This is a genomic window from Pseudomonas sp. EL_65y_Pfl2_R95, assembly GCF_963971045.1.
Classification (GTDB): domain Bacteria; phylum Pseudomonadota; class Gammaproteobacteria; order Pseudomonadales; family Pseudomonadaceae; genus Aquipseudomonas.
The window spans coordinates 154,598-178,010 of the sequence record NZ_CAXAOV010000003.1 but is presented as its reverse complement, the minus strand read 5'-3'; the positions used below and the strand labels follow the sequence as shown (position 1 = coordinate 178,010).

Here is a 23,413-nt window from a genome sequence, read left to right as displayed (position 1 = left end):
GCCTTGACTATGGTGGACAAGCTTCGCGTTGTCGCACCCTACGGAGTGCGCAAAGCGCGTCGTAGCGTGGATGACGCTTTCACCCGGCTGTAATGCCGCTGTTTAAGGTGCGTTTTTAATCTCTTTGCCGATGCTGTGTTCACGCAGCTTATTGGCAATTGTGGTGTGCGATACACCAAGTCGCTTGCCTAATTGACGGCTGCTTGGGTGCTCGCTGAACAGGCGCTCCAGTACGGCTTTTTCAAAGCGACCGACAATGGCATCCAGGCCACCCTCAAGGGAAAAATCACCAATCGGCTGCGGCGCGCCATAATCCGGCAGGCGAATGTAATCGGCCTTGATCATGCCGCCATCACACAGAGACACAGCCTGAAACAGCACATTCTCCAACTGACGCACATTGCCCGGCCAATGATAGTGACTAAGGCGCTCAAGTACCTGTGGAGCGACCTTGGGTAGCGCACAGCCAATTTGCCGACTGGCTTGATCAAGAAAGTGATCAACCAGCGGCGCCAAGCCATCCAAACATTCACGCAATGGCGGAATATGCAGGCTGAGCACATTAAGCCGGTGATAAAGGTCCTGGCGAAACTCTCCACGGGCGCACAACTCGGATAGATCCACCTGCGTAGCGCAGACCACGCGTACATCGAGATACACCTCTTCATCACTGCCGACCCGGCGAAAGCAGCCATCCTGTAAAAATCGCAGCAACTTTGCCTGCAAGCGCGGACTCATCTCGCCAACGCCGTCGAGAAACAGCGTGCCGCCTGCGGTCAACTCCAACAGGCCGAGCTTGCCTTCAGGTCTGGCCCCTTCAAACGCACCCGGACCATAGCCAAACAGCTCAGTTTCAGCCATCGACTCGGGCAAACCGGCACAGTTAAGCGCCATAAACGGCGACTGGCCGCGCGGACTGGCCAAATGACAGGCCCGGGCCAGTAATTCCTTACCGGTGCCCGTTTCCCCCTCGATCAACAACGGAGCATCCAGTGGCGCCATGCGCCGTGCCTCGCGCACCACCGCGGCCATGACTTTAGAACTTTGGAAAATACTGTCAAAGCCACGCAGTTCCTGTTTGCGCACATTGTAAATGCGCTCTCCAACCCGATCAGCTCGATGCAGGGTTAAAACTGCCCCGGCCAGGGCCTCACTTTCATCATGCTCCGATTGCAATGGCGCAATGTCGGCAAGAAACACATCGCCCTTCACTTTCACCCGCAAACCATTGATCCGCGACTTATTGGCACGTACCAGCTCCGGCAGGTCAAAGTCTTCGGCATAACGTGATAACGGAATCCCCGGCACCTCATCGACACGCACACCCAGCAACTGCGCTGCAGACCGATTGGCCGCCACGATCGACCCGCCCATATCAATGGACAGCACGGGAAAATCCAAAGCCCCAAGCAAGGCATTCAACTCAAGATGGCGACGCTCGCTGGGCATTAAGCCCACCCGCTTAACCCCAAACACACCGGTGATGGCTTCAAACTTTGCGCGCAGGGATTGAAACTGCAGATTGATCAGGTTCGGGCAATGCAGATAAATGGCATTGCCCTGCTCGCCGCCCACCTCGCCGCGCGCCACGTTAATGCCGTACTCAACCAGCAGGTTGAGAATGTCACGCAAGATGCCTATGCGGTTTTGACAATGAACTTTGATTCGCATGACTGAGCTCTGATCGGTTTCTATGGGCCGTAAGGACAAAAATCGTCGGCCAGGGCGGATTAGTCGTCAAGAATATGTGACAGTTTAGCCTCTCATCAAGATGATACTTAGCCATTAGCAGCAAGTTGTAATCAATTCTTTACGAATTGGCACGCTTTATCATCGCCTGCGCTGACATTGTGGGGGCTGTAATCGCCCTGCCTCTGGGTTATTCATAGCTAAACACAACAACAAAAGCTCCATCAGGAGGCGAACAGATGAAGAGCACGCAATACGTCGCCCGCAAACCGGACGACACAGGTTTTATTGAATACCCCGAAGCGGAACATCAGCTTTGGAACACCTTGATCACCCGTCAGTTGAACGTGATCGAGGGCCGCGCGTGCCAAGAATACCTCGATGGCATTGAGCAGCTCAGCCTGCCCCATGAGCGCATTCCACAACTTGGTGAAGTCAACCGTGTGCTGGCGGCTACCACCGGCTGGCAAGTTGCACGGGTGCCGGCACTGATCCCGTTCCAGACGTTTTTTGAATTGCTGGCCAGCAAGCAATTCCCGGTCGCGACCTTTATTCGCACCCCTGAAGAGCTCGACTACCTGCAGGAACCCGATATTTTTCACGAGATATTTGGCCACTGTCCATTGTTGACCAATCCCTGGTTCGCCGAGTTTACCCATGCCTACGGCAAACTCGGCCTGCAAGCCAGTAAGGAGCAGCGCGTATTCCTCGCGCGCCTGTATTGGATGACTATCGAATTTGGCCTGGTCGATACCAGCCAAGGTCGCAAGATATATGGCGGCGGGATTCTTTCATCGCCCAAAGAGACGGTGTATTGCTTGTCTGATCAACCGCAACATCATGCGTTTGATCCCGTCGAAGCGATGCGTACGCCGTACCGCATCGACATCCTGCAACCTGTCTACTTCGCCCTGCCCGACCTCAAGCGCCTGTTTGACCTTGCCCATGAAGACATTATGGCGATGGTCATAAAAGCCAGTCAGCTGGGCCTGCATGCGCCACAATTTCCACCTAAGCAAGCCGCGTGAACGCCTAAGCAGTTGCCGCATCAAACCACCAAGGCCCAATTTTCTAATTTTAAGGAGTGACCATGACTGCACTTAACCAAGCCCATTGCGAAGCGTGCCAAGCGGGTGCCCCTCAGGTATCTGATCAAGAATTGCCTGAGTTGCTGAAGCAAATTCCGGATTGGAACATCGAAGTGCGTGACTCAATCATGCAACTGGAAAAGGTCTACCTGTTCAAGAATTTCAAACATGCACTGGCGTTCACCAATGCCGTTGGCGACATTTCAGAAGCTGAAGGCCATCACCCAGGACTGCTGACCGAATGGGGCAAAGTGACGGTCACCTGGTGGAGCCATTCGATTAAAGGCCTGCACCGCAATGATTTCATCATGGCCGCCCGGACAGATGAGGTCGCCGCACAGGCAGAGGGTCGCAAGTGAACCACTTCCAATCGATCGCCCGTGTACCCGGTGACCCAATTCTCAGCCTGATGGAGGCCTACCGCGTCGACAGTCATCCGGGCAAACTTGATCTGGGTGTCGGCGTTTACAAAGACACCCAAGGCCTGACTCCGATTCCCAAAGCGGTCAAACTCGCTGAACAGCGCTTGCTTGAGTGTGAAACCAGCAAAAGCTATGTCGGCGGTCACGGCGACCCGCTGTTTGGCCAGTTGCTCACTCGGCTCGTGCTTGGCGCTGACAGCAAAGCGATCACCGCACAACGCGTTGGCGCTACACAAACACCGGGGGGCACGGGCGCATTACGCCTCGCCGCGGACTTTATCCGCCATCACCTGCCGGGGCGCGGCCTTTGGTTAAGCGCCCCCACATGGCCTATCCATGAAAGCATCTTTGCCGAAGCCGGTTTGCAGGTCAGCCATTACCCCTATGTGGATGCGGATAACCGGTTAAATGTCGAGGCGATGCTGGCAGCGCTCAGTCATATCCCCCGCGGCGATGTTGTGCTTTTGCATGCCTGCTGCCACAACCCAACCGGCTTTGATTTGAGCCAGGCCGATTGGCTGCGGGTGCTTGAAGTGGTTAAAGCCCGTGAACTGCTGCCCCTGATCGACTTTGCCTACCAAGGATTTGGCGATGGCCTTGAGCAAGATGCTTGGTCGGTAAGATTGTTCGCAGACGCCCTGCCCGAGCTGTTGATTACCAGCTCTTGCTCGAAAAATTTCGGCCTGTACCGTGAACGCACCGGTGCGCTGCTGGTATGCACAGCGGATGCTGAAAAGCTGATTGATATACGCAGCCAGCTGGCATTCCTGGCACGTAACCTGTGGTCAACCCCACCTGCCCATGGCGCCGCGGTGGTAGCGACTATCCTGGCCGACGAAGAGCTGAAAAACGTATGGGTTGATGAGCTAGAACAAATGCGGGTGCGGGTGACCCGTTTGCGCGAAGGGCTGGTCGCAGCGCTGGCCCCCCATGGACTTGCCCAGCGTTTTGCCCATATAAGCCAACAGCGCGGGATGTTCTCCTACACCGGGCTATCACCAGCACAGGTAAAACGCCTGCGTGAAGAGTACAGCATCTATATGGTTGGCTCCGGCCGCGCCAATATCGCCGGAATTGATGCCCAGCGCTTCACTCAGTTGGCGCAGGCTATTGCTGCAGTTTGCGGGGGACGATAGCGCTTATCTCCAAGGATTAAGAACAGGAGCACCGGCAGGCGCAAAGATGAGCGTCAGTACAGATCTGCTTCGCGGAAGCTGATAACTGCGCGAGGCGGGTCGAACTCGATATCTTCGTCATCTGCCATGGCCAACATTTCTATGATGCTGGGGATTAGGCCTGTAAGGCGCTGGTAGCTCTCAATAGACAACAGGACGTGTGCGGGTTTGCCCCGCTCCGTGATAAATGCCGGGCGAGAGCGCGCGGCTTGCTTGGCACCGCGTAAGTCCTGATCAAATTCACGGCTGCTAAGCGTTGTGTACATGGTCCCGATTTCCCCCGGTAATGCTATTAGGCACGCGGCTAAAATGACGGGCCTGCCCTCGATACCCTCTAACAAGCCAATCTTGATGTCTCGGCGCATAGCCGAGCCGCGAGCGTTGGATATATTGGTCATACGGTGAACCATAGTTTTATGTACTGCGGCTACTTAGCTATAGTTCGGTGACTGCCTGAAAAGGAACACCTGTGATCAGCCCATCGAACCTACTCTTTCGTGTTTATCAGCGAGCCATCCATAGCTTGGCGTTTTATCCAACGCTTATTGCCCTGGGGTTTGTTTTTGCCTGCCTGGTCAATATCTCCATTGAATACCAGCCTTGGCTAATGAGCATCAAAGAGACATTTGATGTTGGCCTGGTACGCAATGCTGATAACGCAAGGCTGATTCTTGGCACCTTGGTCGGCGGATTGGTATCGCTGATGGTATTCAGCTTTTCCATGGTCATGGTCGTCCTCAACAACGCCGCGGCGGTGCTTTCACCGCGTGTGCTTCCTGGACTGGTTAGCAGCAAGAGTCACCAGAAAACCCTCGGTTTCTACCTCGGCACCATCATCTACGCACTGCTGCTTATCACCACTATTGAGCTCAATGGTAGTGACAAGGTACCGAGTCTCGGCGTATTGATCACGCTCGGACTGGGAATTGCCTGCCTGGCATTGTTTGTCTACTTCATTCGCTCTATTTCTCAGTCGATTCAGGTCGAGTACATCCTCAGTAATTTGTACCACGTAACACGCGATGTACTCGCCTCGCGCATCAGTAAAATGGCAGCGCAGAGCCCGGCGCCAAAGTGGCCTGCCGATCACAAATGGCAGCAAACGCTGTCCGAGCGCAGTGGCTATTTCAAAGAAATAAACTTCGCCATGACCAATGAACTGCTCAGCGAGCATGATTTAACCATGACGATTCAGGTGCACCGTGGATTCTTCGTGATGGAGGGCCACCCACTGTTCAGGCTCAACCGTAAAGTCGATGACGCAATCATCAATAAACTGCTCGACTGCTTCGACTTTTTTATCGAGGAATACCCCAGCACTCATTACCTCTTTGGCTGCAAACAGATATCTGAGATTGCGGTTAAAGCGCTAAGCCCAGGCATTAACGACCCAGGCACTGCAATCAAATCAATTGATATGCTCAGCGTTTTGTTTAGCCAGCGCTTGAACCTGCCAGATTTTGACTTCAGCGAGCTTGAAGACGAGCCGCCTCGCCTGTTCTTGAACGAGCTGCCCCTTGACCAGCTACTGCAGCAAATTATCGGCCCCATACGCACTTATGGCGCAGCAGATCCGAGTGTACTGGTCAGCCTGCTGCAAGCCTTTAAAAACCTGCTTCATCAGAACCCGAAGCCGGAGCATAAAGCTCAGTTACTGCGCCATGCATGCAGTGTTTTAGAAAGTGCCGATGAACACTTGTCCACGCCACGCGACCGCGAAGAGATCAATGATTTTATCGAGCGCATCAACAGTGCAGGCAAGCAAGACTTGCCTGCACTATCGAGGGTGAAAGCGTCTTGACCTGCAAAATTGCGCACCAACACAGTGCAAGCCTTCGTCATAAAAAATTATCCAATCTTTTTTGACGAGCATTTTTCTGTTTATAATCATGCAGTTAACAAAACCAATCAAAAGTTAGTGGCGCGCTTTGTGCTTGCTATCTTAGGACTAGTTCCCTAGGGTAGGTCGCCATGTGGTCCCTTATTGCCCCTATCAGCTCTCTGCTGAGCGGGGTCGCTTTACTCCTGCTCGGCAATGGTCTGCTCAATACACTTCTGACTCTGCGTGGCGTAGCCCAAGGCTATTCCACTGGAATGCTCGGGCTGATTATGTCCGGGTATTTTGTCGGCTTTCTCCTTGGCACCTGGCTAGCGATTCCGCTGGTTCGGCGCATCGGACATATTCGCGCGTTCGCGTTTTGTGCCGCGCTCGCCGCCATCACCGCCCTGCTCCACGTGCTGATTGTCGACCCTTGGGTATGGCTTGGCTTACGGGTTGTCTACGGCTTGGCGTTGGTCAGTCTGTACATGGTTATCGAAAGCTGGCTCAACGCACAGGTGCCCAATGACAAACGCGGCACCGTATTTGCCATCTATATGGCGGTCAACCTAGGCGCCTTGGCCGCTGCACAACAGCTGCTCAACCTTGCCGAACCCACTGAGTTCATGTTGTTCGCCCTGGCAGCAATTTTGATCAGTGCAGCATTGATGCCGATTACCCTGACCCGGCAAATTCAACCGACGGTGCCGGAAACCCTGCACACCGATGTTCGCCAAATCGCCAAAATAGCGCCTCTGTCAATCGCGGCAGCGGGTTTATCGGGTTTGGCCCTTGGCGCGTTTTGGGGCATGGCACCGGTATATGCCAACCTCAGTGGCTTCGACGCCAAGGGCGTGGGCTTACTGATGAGCAGCGCGATTCTTGGCGGGGCATTACTGCAACTGCCGATCGGTCGATACTCAGATAAGCACGACCGCCGTATGATTATGTTCTGGGTTGTGGCGCTGTCTGTGGTGGTGGCGCTGTTGATGAGCGTTATGCCGGCCGGGCCGATACTGCTGGGTTTGATGTTCGTCTGGGGCGGCCTGGCATTTGCCATCTACCCGATTGCGGTCGCCCAGTTGATTGACCAGTTGCACAGTGACGAAATCCTCGCAGGCTCAAGCAGCTTGTTGATGGTCAACGGCGTCGGCTCAGTATGTGGCCCGCTGCTTGCTGGTGTGCTCATGCAGCACATTGGCCCGCATGCCCTACCGCTGTATTTTGCTGTGGTCTTGGGTTTACTCGCGGCTTACACCCTTTACCGCCTGCGCCATGTCAGCGATTTGGTCAGCGGCGATCAAGCGCATTTCGTACCTATGCTGCGCACCAGCCACACCGTATTGGAACTCATGCCTGACACTCCGCATGCAGATCTAGACTCAGGTACCAACAACGCTGGACCTGAACCCGAATCACCGTAGCGGCAGACTCAATCTGCGGCTGCATAACAATAAGGGCAGTCACCCATTGTGTGGGTGCAACTGCCGGAAACGCAGAGCTTGTTGCTGATAAACAGCGCAGCAGCAAGTTCAAGCTCGTCGGCTGATGTCGGCGCGTCAACTGCACCCACTATATGGACAGGGAGACAGCGCATGCTACTTGCAACCGATCTTGACGGTACTTTTCTTGCTGGCGATCCTGAGGATCGTTTAAGCCTTTATCAAACCATTGCCGCCCACCCAGAAATCAAGCTGGCCTACGTCACCGGCCGCAGTCTGGAAGCGGTGCTGCCACTGCTGGCAGACCCCACACTGCCGCACCCCGACTACATCATTGCCGATGTCGGTGCGACCATGGTCCATGGCGACAGCCTGCAGCCTATCCAACCCCTGCAGAATGCCGTCGATGCGCTCTGGCCCGGTGAAAGCCAAGTGGCCAGTGCCATTGAAGGCTTCAACCTTGAGCGCCAGGATGTGCCGCAGGTTCGCCGCTGCTCATATTTTTGCACGCCCGAGCAAGCCGCCGCGCCTGAACTGCAAGCTGCTGCTGACTCACTGGGGTGTGACCTGCTCTACTCCGCCGAACGCTATCTGGACTTTTTGCCCAAGGGCGTGAACAAAGGCACCAGCCTCGAAGCGCTGGCAGCATGGCTTGAATTAGACGACGATCAGGTCCTCGCCGCGGGCGATACACTCAATGACCTGAACATGCTCAACAGCAAATTCCACGGGGTTTGCGTCGGTAAATCCGAGCAACCTCTGCTCGATGCCACCCTGCACCATTCGCGCACCCTCCATGCCCAGCGCAGCGGCTGCGGCGGGATTCTCGAAGCCTTCGCCCACTTTGGTTTTCTGGGTGAGCACGGTATAGCCGCCGAAAAACGCCAAGCCGCGCAACCAGGCAAGTCAGAAATGGTGATGGTCTATCACCGCCTGCCGTATGAAGAATATCGCGGCGCTGACGGCAAGCTACAGCGCCGCCGTCCGACTTCGCCCAATGGCATTATTCCAACGCTTTTGAGTTTTTATGGGGATGGCCGCCCCGGCTCATGGGTGGCGTGGGCGATTCATGAGGGTGACGAAGAAGAACCCTTTGAAACCCATACCACGGTTGATGCCGAGCGTTATCCCAAGCTAAAAGCGGCGCGCGTGGCACTGACCAAGCATGAAGTCGATATTTTCTATAAACGCTTCTCCAAAGAAGCCTTCTGGCCAACCCTGCACACCTTCTGGGAGCGTGCAGTGTTCCGTGAGGAGGACTGGGAAGTGTTCCTCAAGGTCAACCGTGCCTTTGCGGAACGCACCGCTCTTGAAGCCGCTGAGGGCGCCACAGTATGGCTCCACGACTACAACTTGTGGATGGTGCCAGGCTATCTGCGCGAGTTGCGACCAGACCTGAAGATTGCCTTCTTCCACCACACTTACTTCCCATCGGCGGACGTGTTTAACGTGCTGCCATGGCGTCGCCAGATCATCGGCAGCCTGCTGCAGTGCGACTACATTGGTTTTCACATTCCACGTCAGGTGGAAAACTTTGTCGATGTGGCACGCGGGGTTACCCCGCTGCAAACAGTCAGCCGGCAGAACTGTGCGCCGCGCTTTATCACTTACGGCTGCGCCGTTGGCCTTGAACGCATGACCACCGCCGTTGACACTGGCAGCCGCGTGGTCAAGCTGGGTGCGCATCCGGTAGGGCTGGATATCGACCGGGTACGCACGGCTTTGGATAATCCGAAAATCCGCGAGATGATGGCGCGCCTGCGGGAAGAGCTAAGTGGGATTAAGTTGATTCTCGCGGTTGAACGCCTCGACTACACCAAAGGCATTCTCGAGAAGCTCAATGCCTATGAGCGACTTCTCGATGAAAATCCAGAGCTGCTCGGCAAGGTTACCTTGGTCACAGTCTGCGTACCGGCTGCCAAAGAGATGACCATCTACAACGAACTGCAGTCGCAGATCGAACAGGCCGTTGGCCGCATCAATGGGCGCTTTGCCCGTATCGGCTGGACACCGCTGCAATTCTTCTTCCGCAGCCTGCCATTCGAAGAAGTCAGCGCTTGGTATGCAATGGCCGATGTTATGTGGATCACTCCGCTGCGCGACGGCCTTAACCTGGTGGCCAAGGAGTTTGTTGCAGCCCAAGGCTTGCTCGGGGGCAGCGGCGTGCTGGTGCTCTCCGAATTTGCCGGTGCAGCGGCCGAACTCAAAGGCGCATTGCTGACCAACCCGCATGACCCGGCCGACCTGACCAGTACCTGTTACTGGGCACTTAATTTGCCGAAAGTCGAAGCGCAGGCTCGCCTGCGGGAGCTGTTTGACATCGTCAGCTACAACGACATTCGTCGCTGGGGTGATGAGTTCCTAGGCGCGGTGGCTGAGGCACCCTTTGCACTGGAAACCTCTGAAAAAGTCAGTTCTATTGGCTTGGCCTCTTAGCTCGCGAGAGCTGTAAAAAAGCCCGCTACAATCGCTGCATGTAACAGCGTTTGTAGCGGGCTTTTCGCATGCGAAAACGCTGAAGGGTCTTTAGGCCTATGGCTCAGAGCCCACGCATCCTAGGCCTGCAGCTCTTATTCCGCCACGATGCAGTTGATCAACCAAGGCACGCCAAACCGATCCTTTACTGAACCGAAACGGGTCGCCCAGAAGGTCTTTTCAAAAGGCATTTGGATAGTGCCACCCTCTGCAAAGGCATTGAAAATACGTTCACCCTCATCGGTACAATCCAGGTTCAAGGCTACCGAGTTACCGGTAATGCCCTCATAAGGGCTGAAGCCGCAAGCATCCGAGCCCATCAAGACCTGATCACCCACCATCAGACACACATGCATAATCCGCTGCTCGAACTCGGGCGGGATTTGCGCATCCTCACAAGGTATCTCGGCAAAGCGCATCATGCCCTCGATCTTGCCACCCAGGCATTGTGCATAGAAGTTGAAAGCCTCTTCGCAGTTACCATCGAACGTCAGGTAGCTATTAATTTTCATGATTCACTCCTCGCAATGATAGGGGTTATTTTCTTGCGTGAATTTGCTCACGCAACTGGCGCTCTTGCTCTTGCAGTTGAGGGGTAAATTCCTCGCCGAAATCTTCGGCTTCAAATATTTGACGAATCTCGATTTCCGAATCGCTGAGCATCGGATTCGGACAGCGTTTGACCCATTCGATTGCCTCTTGCATGGAGGCCACATTGAATATCCAGAAGCCTGCAATCAGCTCCTTGGTTTCCATAAACGGGCCATCAACCACCGTGCGCTGCTCACCCGAGAACTGCACACGTACGCCTTTGCTACTGGGATGCAAACCTTCACCTGCTAGCATGACGCCAGCATTTACCAGTTCCTGATTGAAGTTACCCATCTGCTCAAGTAATTGTTCAGTGGGCATTTCGCCGGCCTCTGACTCTGGGCTGGCTTTGACTATCACCATGCAGCGCATAAAAAACTCCTTCTATTTACGGTTGGACTAACCAGTAGTCGAACCGGCGCACGGCAAATCGACAGACACCTGAAAAATATTTACGGACAGCCATGCAGGGATCGTCCAACGGGACTATTTAAGGGCTCGTCGAATGACGATAGGCGAGTTGCGCAGACACGGCAAACAGCCCCATAGCAGATTGAGCAATGGTGGCTGGCATTGTTTTGGGGAGGGCGTAAAAAGGTGAAGGCCGGCTGACATCGCGTTATCAGCCGATCACTTGCAGCAGGTATTTACTGCGCCAAGAGGGCCAAGGCTTCGGCACTGGTTTGCTCTACTCGCGCCCAGTCACCGGCTTTAATCCAGGCACTGTCGAGCATCCAGGTACCGCCAACGCACATCACGTTTGGCTGCGCCATGTAGCTTTTGACGTTAGCCAGGCTGACGCCACCCGTCGGGCAGAAACGCACCGCTGGGAAGGGCCCGCCCAAGGCTTTTAGCGCCGCAGTGCCACCACTGACTTCAGCTGGAAATAGCTTGAAGCGACGGTAACCCAAAGCGTAACCCATCATGATTTCAGAGGCACTGGCGATCCCCGGCAACAATGGTATATCGCTGGCCAAACTGGCTTCCAGCAATTCAGGGGTGCAGCCAGGGGTGACAATAAATTGCGCGCCTGCGGCTTCTGCGGCGGCCAGCATCTCAACATCAAGCACGGTACCCGCACCGACAACGAGATCGGGGCGCGTTTCACGCAACAGACGAATAGCGGCCAGGCCATGCTCGGAACGCAAAGTCACTTCGAGCACAGTAAGCCCGCCGGCGGCCAGTGCATCAGCCATCGGCAGTATGTCTTCCTCACGGGAGATGGTGATCACCGGCATTATTTTCGCTTGCGCGCAAATGGCGTCGATCTGAGCGGTTTTGGCCACCATGCGCTGCTGATTGGTTTCGTGTGTTGTCATTATTCAAGGTCCTTTAAAACTAGAGCTACTGGGCTAGGCGCACCAGTAAATTTCAAGAGGTGATTGCAAAAACACGCTTACGGGCATCTGCGCCGGCACATCAATCTGCAACGCTTGGTTCAGGGTTGCCAACTTGCTGCTGCCTTGAATCGCCAACATCGTCCGCCTGGCTGATGCGAGCAGCGGCAGCGTCATGGTCAAGCGCTGATGCGGCACCGTTGGCGCCAGCATCGGCAAGCAACGGCGCGTTGTATCCAGGGCCAATGCCTCGGTTAAATTAGGGCTGCCCGGGAACAGCGATGCGGTATGGCCATCGTCGCCCATGCCCAGCACCAACACATCAATGGGCGGTAAATCCTGCAGCGCTTGATCCGCCTGTTCAGCCGCCGCATCCAGCGATGGCGCACTGAAATACAGGCCGAATATGCGTGCAGCGGCGGCTGGGCCTTGCAACAAATGGCGTCGTACCAAGCCTTCATTGCTGTCTGCATGGGTGGTTGGCACCCAGCGCTCATCAGCCAGGCTAACCAGCACATTGGCCCATTGCAGTTGCTGCCTGGCCAACGCCTCGAAGAATGCCACCGGGCTGCGCCCACCGGAGACCACTAATGTGGCCTGCCCATTTTCGGCAATGGCCAGGCGCAGCGCATCGGCCACCTCTGCAGCCAATGTGTTGGCAAGCTGCGTTGGGGTATTGAGGCTGTGGCTAACCACGTCAGCCGGCAATTGCAAATCAGAGATCGCCATACCAGGCCCTCCCGTCACGGGTAATTAATGCGATTGAGGCCATTGGCCCCCATGAACCTGCGGCATAGGGCTTGGGTTTATCGCCCAGGCGTTTCCAGCCAGCAATCAGCTGATCACACCAATGCCATGCGTGTTCGATTTCATCTTTACGCACGAACAAATTCTGATTGCCGCCAATAACTTCCAGCAGCAAGCGCTCATAGGCATCCGGGATGCGTGCGCTTTGGTAGGTGTCGGAGAAACTCAGCTGCAAGGGCCCGCTGCGCAGTTGCATGCCTTTGTCGAGGCCTTGATCTTTGGTCATCACCTGCAGGGAAATACCTTCATCCGGCTGCAGACGAATAATCAGCCGATTACTGATCAGCGGGCGCTGTTCGGCGGCAAATATATAGTGCGGCGGCTCTTTGAAATGAATCACGATCTGCGACATTTTTTCCGCCATGCGCTTACCGGTGCGCAGGTAAAACGGCACACCCGACCAGCGCCAGTTGCGAATATCAGCCCGCAGCGCGACGAAGGTTTCGGTGTCACTTTCAGTGTTGGAGTTTTCTTCTTCAAGGTAACCAGGGACTGGCTTACCGGCACTGTTACCGGCTACATACTGGCCACGCACAACACGCTGGCTGAGCTGCTCGGCGGTAATCGGCTCAAGCGCTTTGAGCACCTTGACCTTTTCATCACGAATGCTGTCGGCCGACAGATCGCTTGGCGGGTCCATGGCGATTAGGCACAGCAACTGCAAGAGGTGGTTCTGAATCATGTCGCGCAGTTGGCCCGCCTTATCGAAGTAACCCCAACGGCCTTCAATTCCGACTTTTTCAGCCACTGTGATCTCAACGTGGGAGATGTGATTCTGATTCCACTGGGTTTCAAAGAGGCTGTTGGCAAAACGCAGTGCAATCAAGTTCTGCACGGTCTCTTTGCCCAGGTAATGGTCGATACGGTAGATGCGCGTTTCCGGGAAAAACTGCGCTACTGCATCATTGACCTCACGCGATGACGCCAGGTCATGGCCAATCGGCTTCTCCAACACCACCCGAGTACGTTCCGCCAAACCAACCCGCGCCAAGTTTTCACAGATGCCGCCATACACCGATGCGGGCGTCGCAAAGTAGGCAATCAGGCATTTGTCATGGGCAATTTGTTCAGCCAGCGGCAGGTAATCATCCGCCTGCAAGAAATCCATGCACAGGTAACTGAAGCGCGCCAGAAAACGCTGCATGACCGCTTCATCGATGCTCTTTGCGTCGATGTAACCGCGCAAGGCATGTTCAATTGCGTCGATATACTGCTGCGGCTCACCGCTGTCACGCGCCAGGGCGAAAATTTGCGTGCCTGGGTGCAGTAAGTCCGCTTGATCCAGCTGGAACAGGGCTGGAAACAGTTTGCGCAGGGCCAGATCACCCAGCGCACCAAATAAGGCAAAGCTACAAGGTTCAACAGTTATGCTTGGCATGATATATGTTCTTCTATCAACTTAAGCGAGAAACACCGCGTTTGAGGGCATACTACACCGCAATATGTAGTAATAAAAACAACATTCAATGGAAATTAACAGAACAAGTGGTGCCAAACAGGGCCGATCAGTACGATAGGCCAGCATTTTCGTCGACCGCTTGTGTGCATAAGGAACAAAAATGGATCGCGTGCGAAACCTTCTGGAGCAAATTCAGACCCGTCTCGACAGCCTTAACAAGGCAGAGCGTAAGGTCGCCGAAGTGATTTTGCACAACCCGCAACAAGCCACACGCTTGAGCATAGCCGCGCTTGCCCAAGCGGCATCGGTCAGCGAGCCTACCGTCAATCGCTTCTGCCGCTCATTTGGCGTCAACGGCTACCCGGAACTGAAGATGCAATTGGCCCAGAGTCTTGCCAGTGGCGCGGCTTACGTCAGTCGAGCCGTTGAAGCAGACGATGGCCCGGAGGCTTACACCCGGAAAATTTTCGGCAGTGCCATTACCTCGCTTGACAGTGCTTGCCAGTCACTTGACCCGCAACTCATCAGCCGCGCTGTCGACCTGCTGATTCAAGCCCGGCAGATCCACTTCTTCGGCCTTGGCGCTTCTGCCCCGGTGGCGCTGGATGCGCAGCACAAGTTCTTTCGCTTCAACCTTGCCGTGACCGCTCACGCCGATGTGCTTATGCAGCGGATGCTGGCCTCGGTTGCCCATACCGGCGATCTGTTCGTGATCATCTCTTACACCGGCCGCACCCGCGAACTGGTTGAAGTGGCGCGCATCGCCCGGGAAAAAGGCGCTTCAGTCCTGGGACTGACCGCTGCCAACTCACCGCTGGCCAAAGCCAGCACCCTGAGCCTGAATATTCCCCTGCCTGAAGACACCGACATCTACATGCCGATGACCTCACGCATCATTCAGCTGACCGTGCTTGATGTACTCGCCACCGGCGTAACCTTGCGTCGCGGTGTCGACTTCCAACCCCACCTGCGCAAAATCAAAGAAAGCCTCAACGCCAGCCGCTATCCGACTGACGAAGATTAACCACATCGGCGATCAAGCCATTTAACCTAGCCTGATCGCCTTCGGGCTTACTTCCACCAGTACTCGACTTGCACCCCAAAGTTCGAGCCATGCCGAGCGTTGTCAAACACGCCCGAATCAGACAGCGCCGAACCGGCAGACATCTGACTGGCGGCGCGCTGCGCTGCTTCGTTCCAGCTGGCATAGGTGTAGTACAAACGGAACTCAGGACGCGCCCAAAACCCGGGACCTGCCGGCGACCATGTCGGCGCGACGGTGAATTTGGTCAGCTTGCGGGTGCCGTCGGCTGCATCCACCTGATCACGGCCCAATTCACCGACCAGCTTGAACTGATCAGTCAGCGCATAAGTAGTACGCCCTCCCACCGAGAGCCAGTCCTGATCTTCACTGTCCGGACGAATATCCTTCTGGTACACCACCTCAACCTGACCACCCAGGCGCGGGGTTATTTGCCAGTCAAAGAATTCCACCAGGCGGTAGCTCTTGCTGTCGCGATCAAGCCCGACGTCACCGGTGGTGCCCAACCCGGTGCCCGGGCCCTGGCCGTATTGCAAGGCGAATTTGTTGGTGCCTCCAAGAAATACTTTCTGCACATGCTGTCCGGTGATGGCCCAGCCGCTGCTGCTGTCACCACGATCCGGGTTATCGATGTAGCTATAACCGACTTCAACCTCACCGCCGGGATTGGTCTTGAAACCGCCGACGTTGAAGTCATGGCGAGTGGTGTAGTCATCCTGGAAGTAACTGTCTTTGCGCGAGAACACATAGCTGTACTTAAGGTCACCGATCACCATCTCATCAACCCCGAAACCGGTCGCACTCTGGTTCCAGTAGTAGAAGTCGGAGATATGAATGTCGTTACGTTTGTAGAAACGTCGACCCGCCCACAATGAGCCGCCATTCAAGGCAGGCATGTTGCTCCACTCGGCATACATCTGGTTCATCCGGGCAAAGCCATATTCACCAGTGAACTTGGGCGTGTGACCGTATTCGTTATACAACTGGGCCATCCCTTCGACGCTGAGGGTGGAGCCGTCATCCAGAGTCGCCAGATCCTGACGCAGATCCAGCTCCGAATAGGTCTCGCATTCGTTACCCAGACGATACTTGGACTGCGCGCCCGGCAACTGGAAGCAGGATTGGCTTCCGCCGTTTTCCGAACTGCCCGCTCCGCTGCGCACGTAACCTGTGAATTCTAATGCGTTGGCCGCCATTGGCATCGTCAAATAGCCCGCTGCTAGCGCCAGTCTCAAACCCGTTGCTGCTTTCATTGCAACTCCAATTATTTTTATTGTTAAGTCGGTCATCGATCTGCTCAGGTGGCGTGATAAGGCAGCTGCCACCCAAACCCTTTGGATTGATATCCGTATCGGCGCAAAAAACGCGCAAAAGCTTCCTCAACCAGGCAGGAAACTGCCCGGCTGCACAACACAAAATGGTTTACCTAGAGGCGCTTACGCCCATCGTCAAAGACTTCTTAAACGCGTGACATTGGTGGCCGATGCATCCACCTTGGGTGCCACAGACAAATCCGAACGCAGGCGCTCGCCGCTCTTGGCGTCGAACAACATGACCTTTTCAGGATCGAGTTGCAGTTCAAGCACCTGACCCACACGCGGCGCGTCATCGGGAGCCATGCGGCAACAAACCTTGGTTTGATTCAGCGTGACAAATACCAAGGTGTCAGGCCCGGTAGGCTCGATGATCTCGACTTCGGCAGCAATCGCCACCAGCCCCGCAGTGCCTGCCGAGGTCTGAATCTGCTCAGGCCGCACCCCTAGAATCACCTCGCGATCCTCAACACCCTCGGGCATATCCGCCAAGGGCAAGGCGCAGCTAATCTCGCTTTTTTCACCGCTGTGCAGTTGCGCGACTAATTGATTGCCTTGGCGCTGCAGTTTCACCGGAATAAAGTTCATCGGCGGCGAGCCAATAAAACTGGCGACAAACAGATTGGCCGGATCGTTGTAAATCTGCTGCGGGGTACCGAACTGCTGGATAACGCCCTCTTTCATCACCGCCACTTTGTCGCCCAGGGTCATGGCCTCGATCTGGTCATGGGTGACATACACAGTGGTGGTCTTGAGGCGCTGGTGCATCAGCTTGATTTCCGTGCGCATCTCCACCCGCAACTTAGCGTCCAGGTTGGAGAGTGGCTCATCGAACAAGTAGATTTTTGGCCGCCGCGCCAAGGCACGGCCCATTGCCACACGCTGCTGCTGACCGCCGGACAATTGCCCCGGCTTGCGTTTAAGCAGGTGTTCGATTTGCAGCAACTTGGCTACCCGAGCAACCTCTTGATCAATTGCCTCTGGCGCCATTTTGCGCATCTTCAAGCCGAAGGCGATGTTGTCGCGAACACTCATGGTTGGGTACAGCGCATACGACTGAAAGACCATGGCGATATCACGATCTTTCGGGCTCATGCCGCTGATATCGGCGCCTTCAACCAGGATTTCGCCACCACTGATGCTTTCCAACCCGGCAATGCAGTTCATCAGGGTCGACTTACCACACCCGGAAGGGCCGACCAGAATCAGGAATTCGCCCGAGTCGATTTTCAATTCGATATTTTTCAGCGTATCGGCCAGACCGCTGCCGTAGCTTTTGTGGACCTTACGTAGTTCAAGCGTTGCCATATTGCCTCTCCAAACAGGTCGTTGCTTTTCAAGCAAACAAAGGTCGAAACCGACCTGTCAGCCTTTCACCGCGCCGGCTGTCAGCCCGCGCAAGAAGTACTTACCCGCCAGCACGTAGACCACCAGCGTGGGTAGCCCAGCGATCATTGCGGCAGCCATATCGACGTTGTATTCCTTGGTGCCGGTGCTGGTGTTGACCAGATTATTGAGCGCCACCGTAATCGGCTGGGTGTCACCACTGGCGAACACCACCCCAAACAAGAAATCGTTCCAGATCTGTGTAAATTGCCAGATCAAACAGACCATGATGATCGGCACCGACATCGGCAGCAGAATGCGCCCGAAAATCGTGAAGAACCCTGCCCCATCAAGCCGCGCAGCACGCACCAAGGCATCCGGCACACTGACGTAATAGTTACGGAAGAACAGCGTGGTAAAGGCGATCCCGTAGACCAGGTGCACCAACACCAGACCGGTTGTGGTGTTCGCCAGGCCAAGCTTTCCAAGGGTGAACGACGCCGGCAGCAGCACCACTTGAAACGGCAGGAAGCAGCCAAACAAGAGCAAGCCAAAGAACAACTGCGAACCCTTGAAACGCCACATCGCCAGCACGTAGCCGTTGAGCGCGCCGAGAACGGTGGAAATCAGCACCGCAGGCACGGTGATCTTCACCGAGTTCCAGAAAAAGCCGCCAAGGCTGTCCCAGGCCTTGACCCAACCAATCGCAGTGATCACATCCGGCCATGACAGCAAATTGCCGCTCCGAATGTCGTCAGGCGACTTGAAGCTGGTCAGCAGCATGACGATTAACGGCACCAGATACACCGCACAGGCAATGAGCAAGGTGGCGTAAATGGCCATACGACTAAAACTGAATTTGTTTTGATTAATCATGGCGCTTGCCCCGCAACTCGGAATACAGATAGGGCACCAGAATTGCCAACACCGCGCCGAGCATCAGAATCGCACTGGCCGCGCCGAGGCCCATCTGGCCACGGGTAAAGGTGTGGGCATACATAAACATGGCGGGCAGATCAGAGGAGTAACCGGGCCCACCTGCGGTCATCGATGCGACCAAATCGAAGCTCTTGATCGCGATATGCGAGAGGATCATCACCGCGCTGAAAAACACCGGACCGAGGCTCGGCAACACAATGCGCAGGTAGATATTCGGCAAACTGGCGCCGTCGACTTGCGCGGCGCGAATGATCGATTGATCCACCCCGCGCAGCCCCGCCAAAAACAGCGCCATGACAAACCCAGAGGCTTGCCAGACAGCAGCAATCACCAGGCAATAAACCACCCGATCGGTGTCCACCAACCAGTCAAAGCGAAAGCCTTCCCAGCCCCAGTCACGCAGCAGCTTGTCCAGGCCCAAACCTGGGTTAAGCAGCCATTTCCAGGCCGTACCGGTGACAATCATCGAAATCGCCATCGGATAAAGAAAAATCGTGCGGATAAAGCCTTCACGACGAATTCGCTGATCGAGCAGCACCGCCAGAAACACCCCAAGGATCAAGCTGATGCTGATAAACAGGCCACCAAAAATCATCAGGTTCTTGCTCGCCACCCACCAGCGATCGTTTTCCATCAGTCGCTGATACTGCTGCAGGCCCACCCATTTGTAGCTGGGCATAAACCGCGAGCTGGTGAAGGACAATAAAAAGGTCCACAGGATGTAACCGTAAAAGCCAACCAGCACGATCAACATGGTCGGTGCCAGCACCAGCTTAGGCAGCCAGCGCTGTAGTGCATCCAGTGGTGAAGCTTTGCTCATAACTGCGATCGAGCTCATACAGGCCCCTCAAGCTGGGTAAGACAAAACTCAGGCAAAGCGCCGCCGTGATGCCTGAAATGCATCGGGTGACGCTTTACGCAAGGAGTCGCTGCCGGCGCACCGGCAGCGTGGAATTACTGCACCGCCTGGATGGCTGCCGCCAATTGCTGCGCAGCTTTTTTCGGATCAGCATCGGCGTCGTTGAAGAAATTGGTCACCACGTCGAATACCGCGCCCTGAACATAGCTAGAAGCCGCCATGCCGTGAGCCAGACTTGGCTGCAGGCCGCCATTGCTTGCAGCTTCTTTGAAGTCCTTCATGGATGCCTGGGCGCAACTGTCAAAGCTGCTCATGTCCATGTCCTGACGAACCGGAATCGAGCCTTTGGCCTTGTTGAAGATGCCTTGGAATTCCTTGCCCATGACGATCTCGGCCAAGTCCTCCTGTGCCTTGCGGTTATCCGCATCGGCCAGTTTGAACATCGCCAGGGAGTCGATGTTGTAGGCGAAGCTGCCTTGGGTGCCAGGGAATGGAACGCAGGTGTAATCCTTGCCCGCAACCTTGCCGGCAGCGGTCCACTCGCTCTTGGCCCAATCACCCATGATCTGCATACCGGCCTTGCCATTAATGACCAGACCTGCGGCTGTGTTCCAGTCGCGACCGGCAGCGTTGCTATCAATGTAGCCATGGAGCTTTTTCAAAGTGGCAAAGACTTTGACCATCTTATCGCCTGTCAGCACCGATTCGTCTTGATCTACAAAGGCTTTACGGAAATCGGCTGGGCCAAGAATGGCGAACGCCAAATCTTCGAAAACAGTGCCGTCTTGCCAAGGCTGACCGCCGTGGGCAATGGCGATAAAACCGGCAGCTTTGAGCTTGTCTGCGGCGGTAAAGAACTCATCGAGGGTGGTGGGCGGTGTAGCACCGGCCTTGGCAAATACTTGCGGGTTGATCCACAGCCAGTTAACCCGGTGCACGTTCACTGGAACCGCCACGTAATCACCGTCGTACTTCATGATTTTGGCAACCTGGGCGGGCAGCAACTCATCCCACTTCTGGCGCTTGGCAACGTCATTCAAATCGGTGAGCAAACCCAACTCGCCCCACTCTTGAATATCCGGGCCTTTGATTTGTGCAGCTGCGGGCGGGTTGCCAGACACAGCGCGGGTCTTGAGCACGGTCATGGCGGCTTCACCACCACCACCGGCGACTGCGAAGTCTTTCCAGGTGTGACCTTTGGCTTCAACCATTTGCTTGAGGGTATCGGCAGCGCGTTTTTCACCGCCCGAAGTCCACCAGTGCAGCACTTCCACTTCACCAGCATGGGCAGCAAACGGAATCAGGGAGGCAAGGTAAACAGCGGTTGCCAGGCGAGAGATAACTTTCATGAACAGTACCTTTCTTGTTGTTATTCGCGAACAAGTCTGATGCTTGTGCTGCATTGGATACTAACCAAGGCGCTGGCGAAAACGGGTAACGAAGGGATATAGAAACGTCACCGAATGGTTACAAACCTAATCGGCGAAACGGGGTAAATACAACGACACACGCAAGCCACCTTCGCGCAGGTTTTTCAAGGTCACTTCGCCACCATGGCTGTGGGCGATGTTGCGCGCGATGCCCAGGCCGAGGCCGTAACCTTGCTGCTGCGCAGACAAGCGAAAATGCGGCTCAAACACATACTCTAACTGCTGCTCAGGTACGCCTGGGCCTTCGTCATCCACATGCAGGACAAAAGCAGTGTCATCATCCTCGATCTGCAAGTGCGCACGCTGGCCATACTTCAAGGCATTATCGACCAGATTACCAATGCAGCGTTTCAGGGCCAGAGGCTTACCCTGATACGTTTCGCGGCTCTGGCCGGCCAGCGCAACCAAGCCATTCCCGGCAGGTGCCAAATACGGCTCGACCACGCAGTTGATCACATAATCCAGATCAACAGCCTCGATATTCTCATGGATATCCGTGTCTTTAACGCACTGCAATGCGCCCTTGACCAGCAGTTCGAGCTCATCCAAGTCACGGCGAAATTTTTCCTGCACCGCTTCATCGTCAAGCAACTCAACACGTAATCGCAGGCGGGTGATGGGTGTGCGCAAGTCATGAGAGATTGCGCTGAACAACTGACTCCGCTCGCGCAGGTAACGACCAATACGCTGGCGCATGGTGTTGAAGGCCCGGCTCACCTCAACCACTTCGCTACCGCCCGCCTCTTTCAACGGCTCGACTTCGGTGCCCAAGGACATTTCACGCGCCGCCACCGCCAAGTGCTTCAGCGGTCGACTCTGCCAATGCACCATCAAACCGATAAACAGCAGCAGAAAACCACTGGTCAAGATGATGAACCAGAGTTGCTGCGCTGGCAGTCCCGGCTGCTCAAGACTCACATAGGGCTCGGGCATCAGCGACGCCAGATACAGCCACTCTTCAGGACCGATCCTTATCTGCGTTACCAGCACCGGCGGATTCATCGGTTCAAGGCTCAAGGCGTAATGCGCCCAGGAGCGCGGCAACTCATCGAGCTTCACGGCGTTATTGAAGATACGCAGGTCGTCGGGGCTGACAAATTGCACCGACAAATCAAGATCGTGGCCCAGGCGCTCACGCAAGGTCGCGTCTACCGCATCAATGACCGCCCGCTTGCGCGGTGTGATTGGCAGAACGTCCATGCTCAGTGGCTTGTCATTGAGCGAGACAAAAAATCGCGTCCCGCCCATATTGCGCAGCTGGTCGAGCACCATCGGCCTGTAGCCCAGGGGCAATGAGCGAAAGTAGCTGACACTGGCAGCCATTGATTGCGCCAGACTGCGCGAGCTGGCGACCAAGCCCTCAACCTGACTGGCACGCAGTTGTGAGACCCAGATAACGCTGGACAGCGCTTGAGCTATTACCACCACCAGCAAGGTCAACACCAGCATTCGGGCCAGCAACGAGCGCGGCACCAGCAACCTGAGCATGCGTTTAATAACCATGCCCCTGATGCGGTTCAACATGGGCCGCAAGCAGGTAGCCACTGCCGCGAACAGTGCGAATCAGTCGCGGTGGCTTGTCTATATCGCGCAAGCGCTGACGCAACCGGCTGACTGCCATATCGACGATGCGCTCAAGCGGCATCACTTCCCGCCCGCGCGTGGCATTGCCGATGGTGTCGCGATCAAGTATTTGCTGCGGGTTATCGAGAAACAGCTTGAGCAAGATAAAATCCGCCCCGGAGAGAATCACTTCTTCGCCGTCGATGTGAAACAAGCGGTGGCTGACCATATCCAGCCGCCAGCCCTCGAAAGCCAACACCTCTGCCCCGCGCTCCTGGCTGAAGTTAACCCGGCGCAGCAAGGCTTTGATACGCGCCTGCAACTCACGCGGACTAAAAGGCTTACCCAGGTAATCATCGGCGCCCAGCTCAAGGCCGATCACCCGGTCCGCTTCGTCCGAGTTGGCGGTCAACATGATCACTGGGATGTGGGCAAAACGCTGATGCTCACGTACCCAACGACAAAGACTGAATCCGTCTTCATCAGGCAGCATTACATCGAGAATCACCAAGTCAGCTGATTCCGTCGTCAGGCTCTGTCGAAAACCGGCACCATCACCAACAGCCCGCACCTGAAAACCTGCACGACTGAGATAGGTTTGCAGCAGTTCACGAATTTCCTGATCATCATCAACCAACAGGATCGACTTTCCGCTTTGAGTCAAAACATCACCTTTTTATTGTTATCTGCAGCTGAT

Annotated in this window: 21 protein-coding genes; 7 read left to right on the top strand and 14 right to left on the bottom strand. The window is 55.4% G+C overall.

What is annotated here, in order from left to right:
* Positions 1-102: 102 nt before the first annotated feature.
* On the bottom strand, positions 103-1,671 hold the full coding sequence (locus tag AACY09_RS11625) for a sigma-54-dependent transcriptional regulator (RefSeq protein WP_339488146.1): 1,569 nt from the start codon (positions 1,669-1,671) through the stop codon (positions 103-105).
* A gap of 257 nt (positions 1,672-1,928) precedes the next feature.
* Between AACY09_RS11625 and phhA the strand changes: the two genes are divergently transcribed.
* The 3 genes from phhA (at position 1,929) to AACY09_RS11610 (ending at position 4,335) form a co-directional block, all read left to right on the top strand.
* Positions 1,929-2,717 carry a phenylalanine 4-monooxygenase gene (gene phhA, locus AACY09_RS11620; protein ID WP_339488145.1) on the top strand — a complete coding sequence of 263 codons (789 nt, stop codon included), beginning with the start codon at positions 1,929-1,931 and terminating at the stop codon, positions 2,715-2,717.
* Positions 2,718-2,779: 62 nt separating this feature from the next.
* Positions 2,780-3,136 carry a 4a-hydroxytetrahydrobiopterin dehydratase gene (locus AACY09_RS11615; RefSeq protein WP_339488144.1) on the top strand — a complete coding sequence of 119 codons (357 nt, stop codon included), beginning with the start codon at positions 2,780-2,782 and terminating at the stop codon, positions 3,134-3,136.
* Positions 3,133-4,335, top strand: coding sequence for an amino acid aminotransferase (locus AACY09_RS11610; RefSeq protein WP_339488142.1), 1,203 nt, complete (start codon positions 3,133-3,135; stop codon positions 4,333-4,335). The genes AACY09_RS11615 and AACY09_RS11610 overlap by 4 nt, the downstream gene beginning before the upstream one ends.
* A gap of 53 nt (positions 4,336-4,388) precedes the next feature.
* Here AACY09_RS11610 and AACY09_RS11605 read toward each other — a convergent pair whose 3' ends face one another.
* Positions 4,389-4,640, bottom strand: a complete 252-nt coding sequence (locus tag AACY09_RS11605; protein ID WP_339488711.1) for a type II toxin-antitoxin system Phd/YefM family antitoxin — start codon at positions 4,638-4,640, stop codon at positions 4,389-4,391.
* A gap of 203 nt (positions 4,641-4,843) precedes the next feature.
* On the opposite strand from AACY09_RS11605, the gene AACY09_RS11600 reads away from it, so the two are divergent.
* The 3 genes from AACY09_RS11600 to ggpS all read left to right on the top strand — a co-directional run bounded on the left by AACY09_RS11600 (position 4,844) and on the right by ggpS (position 10,071).
* Positions 4,844-6,175, top strand: coding sequence for a DUF2254 domain-containing protein (locus AACY09_RS11600; protein ID WP_339488140.1), 1,332 nt, complete (start codon positions 4,844-4,846; stop codon positions 6,173-6,175).
* A gap of 170 nt (positions 6,176-6,345) precedes the next feature.
* A complete protein-coding gene (locus tag AACY09_RS11595) occupies positions 6,346-7,617 on the top strand; it encodes an MFS transporter (protein ID WP_339488138.1) in 1,272 nt (423 codons plus the stop codon).
* 171 nt (positions 7,618-7,788) lie between these two features.
* Complete coding sequence (gene ggpS, locus AACY09_RS11590; protein ID WP_339488137.1) at positions 7,789-10,071, top strand: glucosylglycerol-phosphate synthase; 2,283 nt, start codon at positions 7,789-7,791, stop codon at positions 10,069-10,071.
* A gap of 134 nt (positions 10,072-10,205) precedes the next feature.
* On the opposite strand, the gene AACY09_RS11585 is transcribed toward ggpS, so the two are convergent.
* From AACY09_RS11585 to zwf, 5 genes are all read right to left on the bottom strand, one after another.
* Positions 10,206-10,622 (bottom strand): VOC family protein, encoded by a 417-nt coding sequence (locus AACY09_RS11585; RefSeq protein ID WP_339488134.1) that lies wholly within the window; start codon positions 10,620-10,622, stop codon positions 10,206-10,208.
* Positions 10,623-10,647: 25 nt separating this feature from the next.
* Positions 10,648-11,073, bottom strand: coding sequence for a YciI family protein (locus AACY09_RS11580; RefSeq protein WP_339488133.1), 426 nt, complete (start codon positions 11,071-11,073; stop codon positions 10,648-10,650).
* Positions 11,074-11,348: 275 nt separating this feature from the next.
* Complete coding sequence (locus tag AACY09_RS11575; RefSeq protein ID WP_339488131.1) at positions 11,349-12,020, bottom strand: bifunctional 4-hydroxy-2-oxoglutarate aldolase/2-dehydro-3-deoxy-phosphogluconate aldolase; 672 nt, start codon at positions 12,018-12,020, stop codon at positions 11,349-11,351.
* A 33-nt stretch (positions 12,021-12,053) separates the two neighbouring features.
* Positions 12,054-12,767 carry a 6-phosphogluconolactonase gene (pgl, locus tag AACY09_RS11570; RefSeq protein WP_339488130.1) on the bottom strand — a complete coding sequence of 238 codons (714 nt, stop codon included), beginning with the start codon at positions 12,765-12,767 and terminating at the stop codon, positions 12,054-12,056.
* A complete protein-coding gene (zwf, locus tag AACY09_RS11565; RefSeq protein WP_339488128.1) occupies positions 12,754-14,223 on the bottom strand; it encodes a glucose-6-phosphate dehydrogenase in 1,470 nt (489 codons plus the stop codon). Before zwf ends, pgl begins: the two co-directional genes overlap by 14 nt.
* Positions 14,224-14,413: 190 nt before the next feature.
* Here zwf and AACY09_RS11560 point away from each other — a divergent pair, with 190 nt between their 5' ends.
* Entirely contained in the window at positions 14,414-15,268 is an 855-nt protein-coding gene (locus tag AACY09_RS11560; protein ID WP_339488709.1) for a MurR/RpiR family transcriptional regulator, read from the top strand.
* Between the two features lie 47 nt (positions 15,269-15,315).
* Here the strand turns inward: AACY09_RS11560 and AACY09_RS11555 are convergent, their stop codons facing one another.
* The 7 genes from AACY09_RS11555 to AACY09_RS11525 all read right to left on the bottom strand — a co-directional run bounded on the left by AACY09_RS11555 (position 15,316) and on the right by AACY09_RS11525 (position 23,380).
* Complete coding sequence (locus tag AACY09_RS11555; RefSeq protein WP_339488707.1) at positions 15,316-16,488, bottom strand: maltoporin; 1,173 nt, start codon at positions 16,486-16,488, stop codon at positions 15,316-15,318.
* 246 nt (positions 16,489-16,734) lie between these two features.
* Positions 16,735-17,907 carry an ABC transporter ATP-binding protein gene (locus AACY09_RS11550; protein WP_339488127.1) on the bottom strand — a complete coding sequence of 391 codons (1,173 nt, stop codon included), beginning with the start codon at positions 17,905-17,907 and terminating at the stop codon, positions 16,735-16,737.
* 57 nt (positions 17,908-17,964) lie between these two features.
* Entirely contained in the window at positions 17,965-18,801 is an 837-nt protein-coding gene (locus AACY09_RS11545) for a carbohydrate ABC transporter permease (protein WP_339488126.1), read from the bottom strand.
* The gene (locus tag AACY09_RS11540) at positions 18,794-19,702 is read right to left on the bottom strand and encodes a carbohydrate ABC transporter permease (protein WP_339488124.1); all 909 of its coding nucleotides are present in this window, start codon (positions 19,700-19,702) and stop codon (positions 18,794-18,796) included. Before AACY09_RS11540 ends, AACY09_RS11545 begins: the two co-directional genes overlap by 8 nt.
* Before the next feature lie 116 nt (positions 19,703-19,818).
* The gene (locus AACY09_RS11535; RefSeq protein WP_339488122.1) at positions 19,819-21,072 is read right to left on the bottom strand and encodes an ABC transporter substrate-binding protein; all 1,254 of its coding nucleotides are present in this window, start codon (positions 21,070-21,072) and stop codon (positions 19,819-19,821) included.
* 126 nt (positions 21,073-21,198) lie between these two features.
* Positions 21,199-22,656, bottom strand: coding sequence for an ATP-binding protein (locus AACY09_RS11530; protein WP_339488121.1), 1,458 nt, complete (start codon positions 22,654-22,656; stop codon positions 21,199-21,201).
* Positions 22,646-23,380 carry a response regulator transcription factor gene (locus AACY09_RS11525; RefSeq protein ID WP_339488120.1) on the bottom strand — a complete coding sequence of 245 codons (735 nt, stop codon included), beginning with the start codon at positions 23,378-23,380 and terminating at the stop codon, positions 22,646-22,648. Before AACY09_RS11525 ends, AACY09_RS11530 begins: the two co-directional genes overlap by 11 nt.
* Positions 23,381-23,413 lie beyond the last annotated feature (33 nt).

What these genes read in the sequence shown, in the direction of transcription:
- AACY09_RS11625 (WP_339488146.1), bottom strand. Translation starts at nt 1,671, where the DNA reads ATGCGAATCAAAGTTCATTGTCAAAACCGCATAGGCATCTTGCGTGAC.
- phhA (WP_339488145.1), top strand. Translation starts at nt 1,929, where the DNA reads ATGAAGAGCACGCAATACGTCGCCCGCAAACCGGACGACACAGGTTTT.
- AACY09_RS11615 (WP_339488144.1), top strand. Translation starts at nt 2,780, where the DNA reads ATGACTGCACTTAACCAAGCCCATTGCGAAGCGTGCCAAGCGGGTGCC.
- AACY09_RS11605 (WP_339488711.1), bottom strand. Translation starts at nt 4,640, where the DNA reads ATGTACACAACGCTTAGCAGCCGTGAATTTGATCAGGACTTACGCGGT.
- AACY09_RS11595 (WP_339488138.1), top strand. Translation starts at nt 6,346, where the DNA reads ATGTGGTCCCTTATTGCCCCTATCAGCTCTCTGCTGAGCGGGGTCGCT.
- ggpS (WP_339488137.1), top strand. Translation starts at nt 7,789, where the DNA reads ATGCTACTTGCAACCGATCTTGACGGTACTTTTCTTGCTGGCGATCCT.
- AACY09_RS11585 (WP_339488134.1), bottom strand. Translation starts at nt 10,622, where the DNA reads ATGAAAATTAATAGCTACCTGACGTTCGATGGTAACTGCGAAGAGGCT.
- AACY09_RS11580 (WP_339488133.1), bottom strand. Translation starts at nt 11,073, where the DNA reads ATGCGCTGCATGGTGATAGTCAAAGCCAGCCCAGAGTCAGAGGCCGGC.
- AACY09_RS11575 (WP_339488131.1), bottom strand. Translation starts at nt 12,020, where the DNA reads ATGACAACACACGAAACCAATCAGCAGCGCATGGTGGCCAAAACCGCT.
- pgl (WP_339488130.1), bottom strand. Translation starts at nt 12,767, where the DNA reads ATGGCGATCTCTGATTTGCAATTGCCGGCTGACGTGGTTAGCCACAGC.
- zwf (WP_339488128.1), bottom strand. Translation starts at nt 14,223, where the DNA reads ATGCCAAGCATAACTGTTGAACCTTGTAGCTTTGCCTTATTTGGTGCG.
- AACY09_RS11555 (WP_339488707.1), bottom strand. Translation starts at nt 16,488, where the DNA reads ATGCCAATGGCGGCCAACGCATTAGAATTCACAGGTTACGTGCGCAGC.
- AACY09_RS11550 (WP_339488127.1), bottom strand. Translation starts at nt 17,907, where the DNA reads ATGGCAACGCTTGAACTACGTAAGGTCCACAAAAGCTACGGCAGCGGT.
- AACY09_RS11545 (WP_339488126.1), bottom strand. Translation starts at nt 18,801, where the DNA reads ATGATTAATCAAAACAAATTCAGTTTTAGTCGTATGGCCATTTACGCC.
- AACY09_RS11540 (WP_339488124.1), bottom strand. Translation starts at nt 19,702, where the DNA reads ATGAGCTCGATCGCAGTTATGAGCAAAGCTTCACCACTGGATGCACTA.
- AACY09_RS11535 (WP_339488122.1), bottom strand. Translation starts at nt 21,072, where the DNA reads ATGAAAGTTATCTCTCGCCTGGCAACCGCTGTTTACCTTGCCTCCCTG.
- AACY09_RS11530 (WP_339488121.1), bottom strand. Translation starts at nt 22,656, where the DNA reads ATGGTTATTAAACGCATGCTCAGGTTGCTGGTGCCGCGCTCGTTGCTG.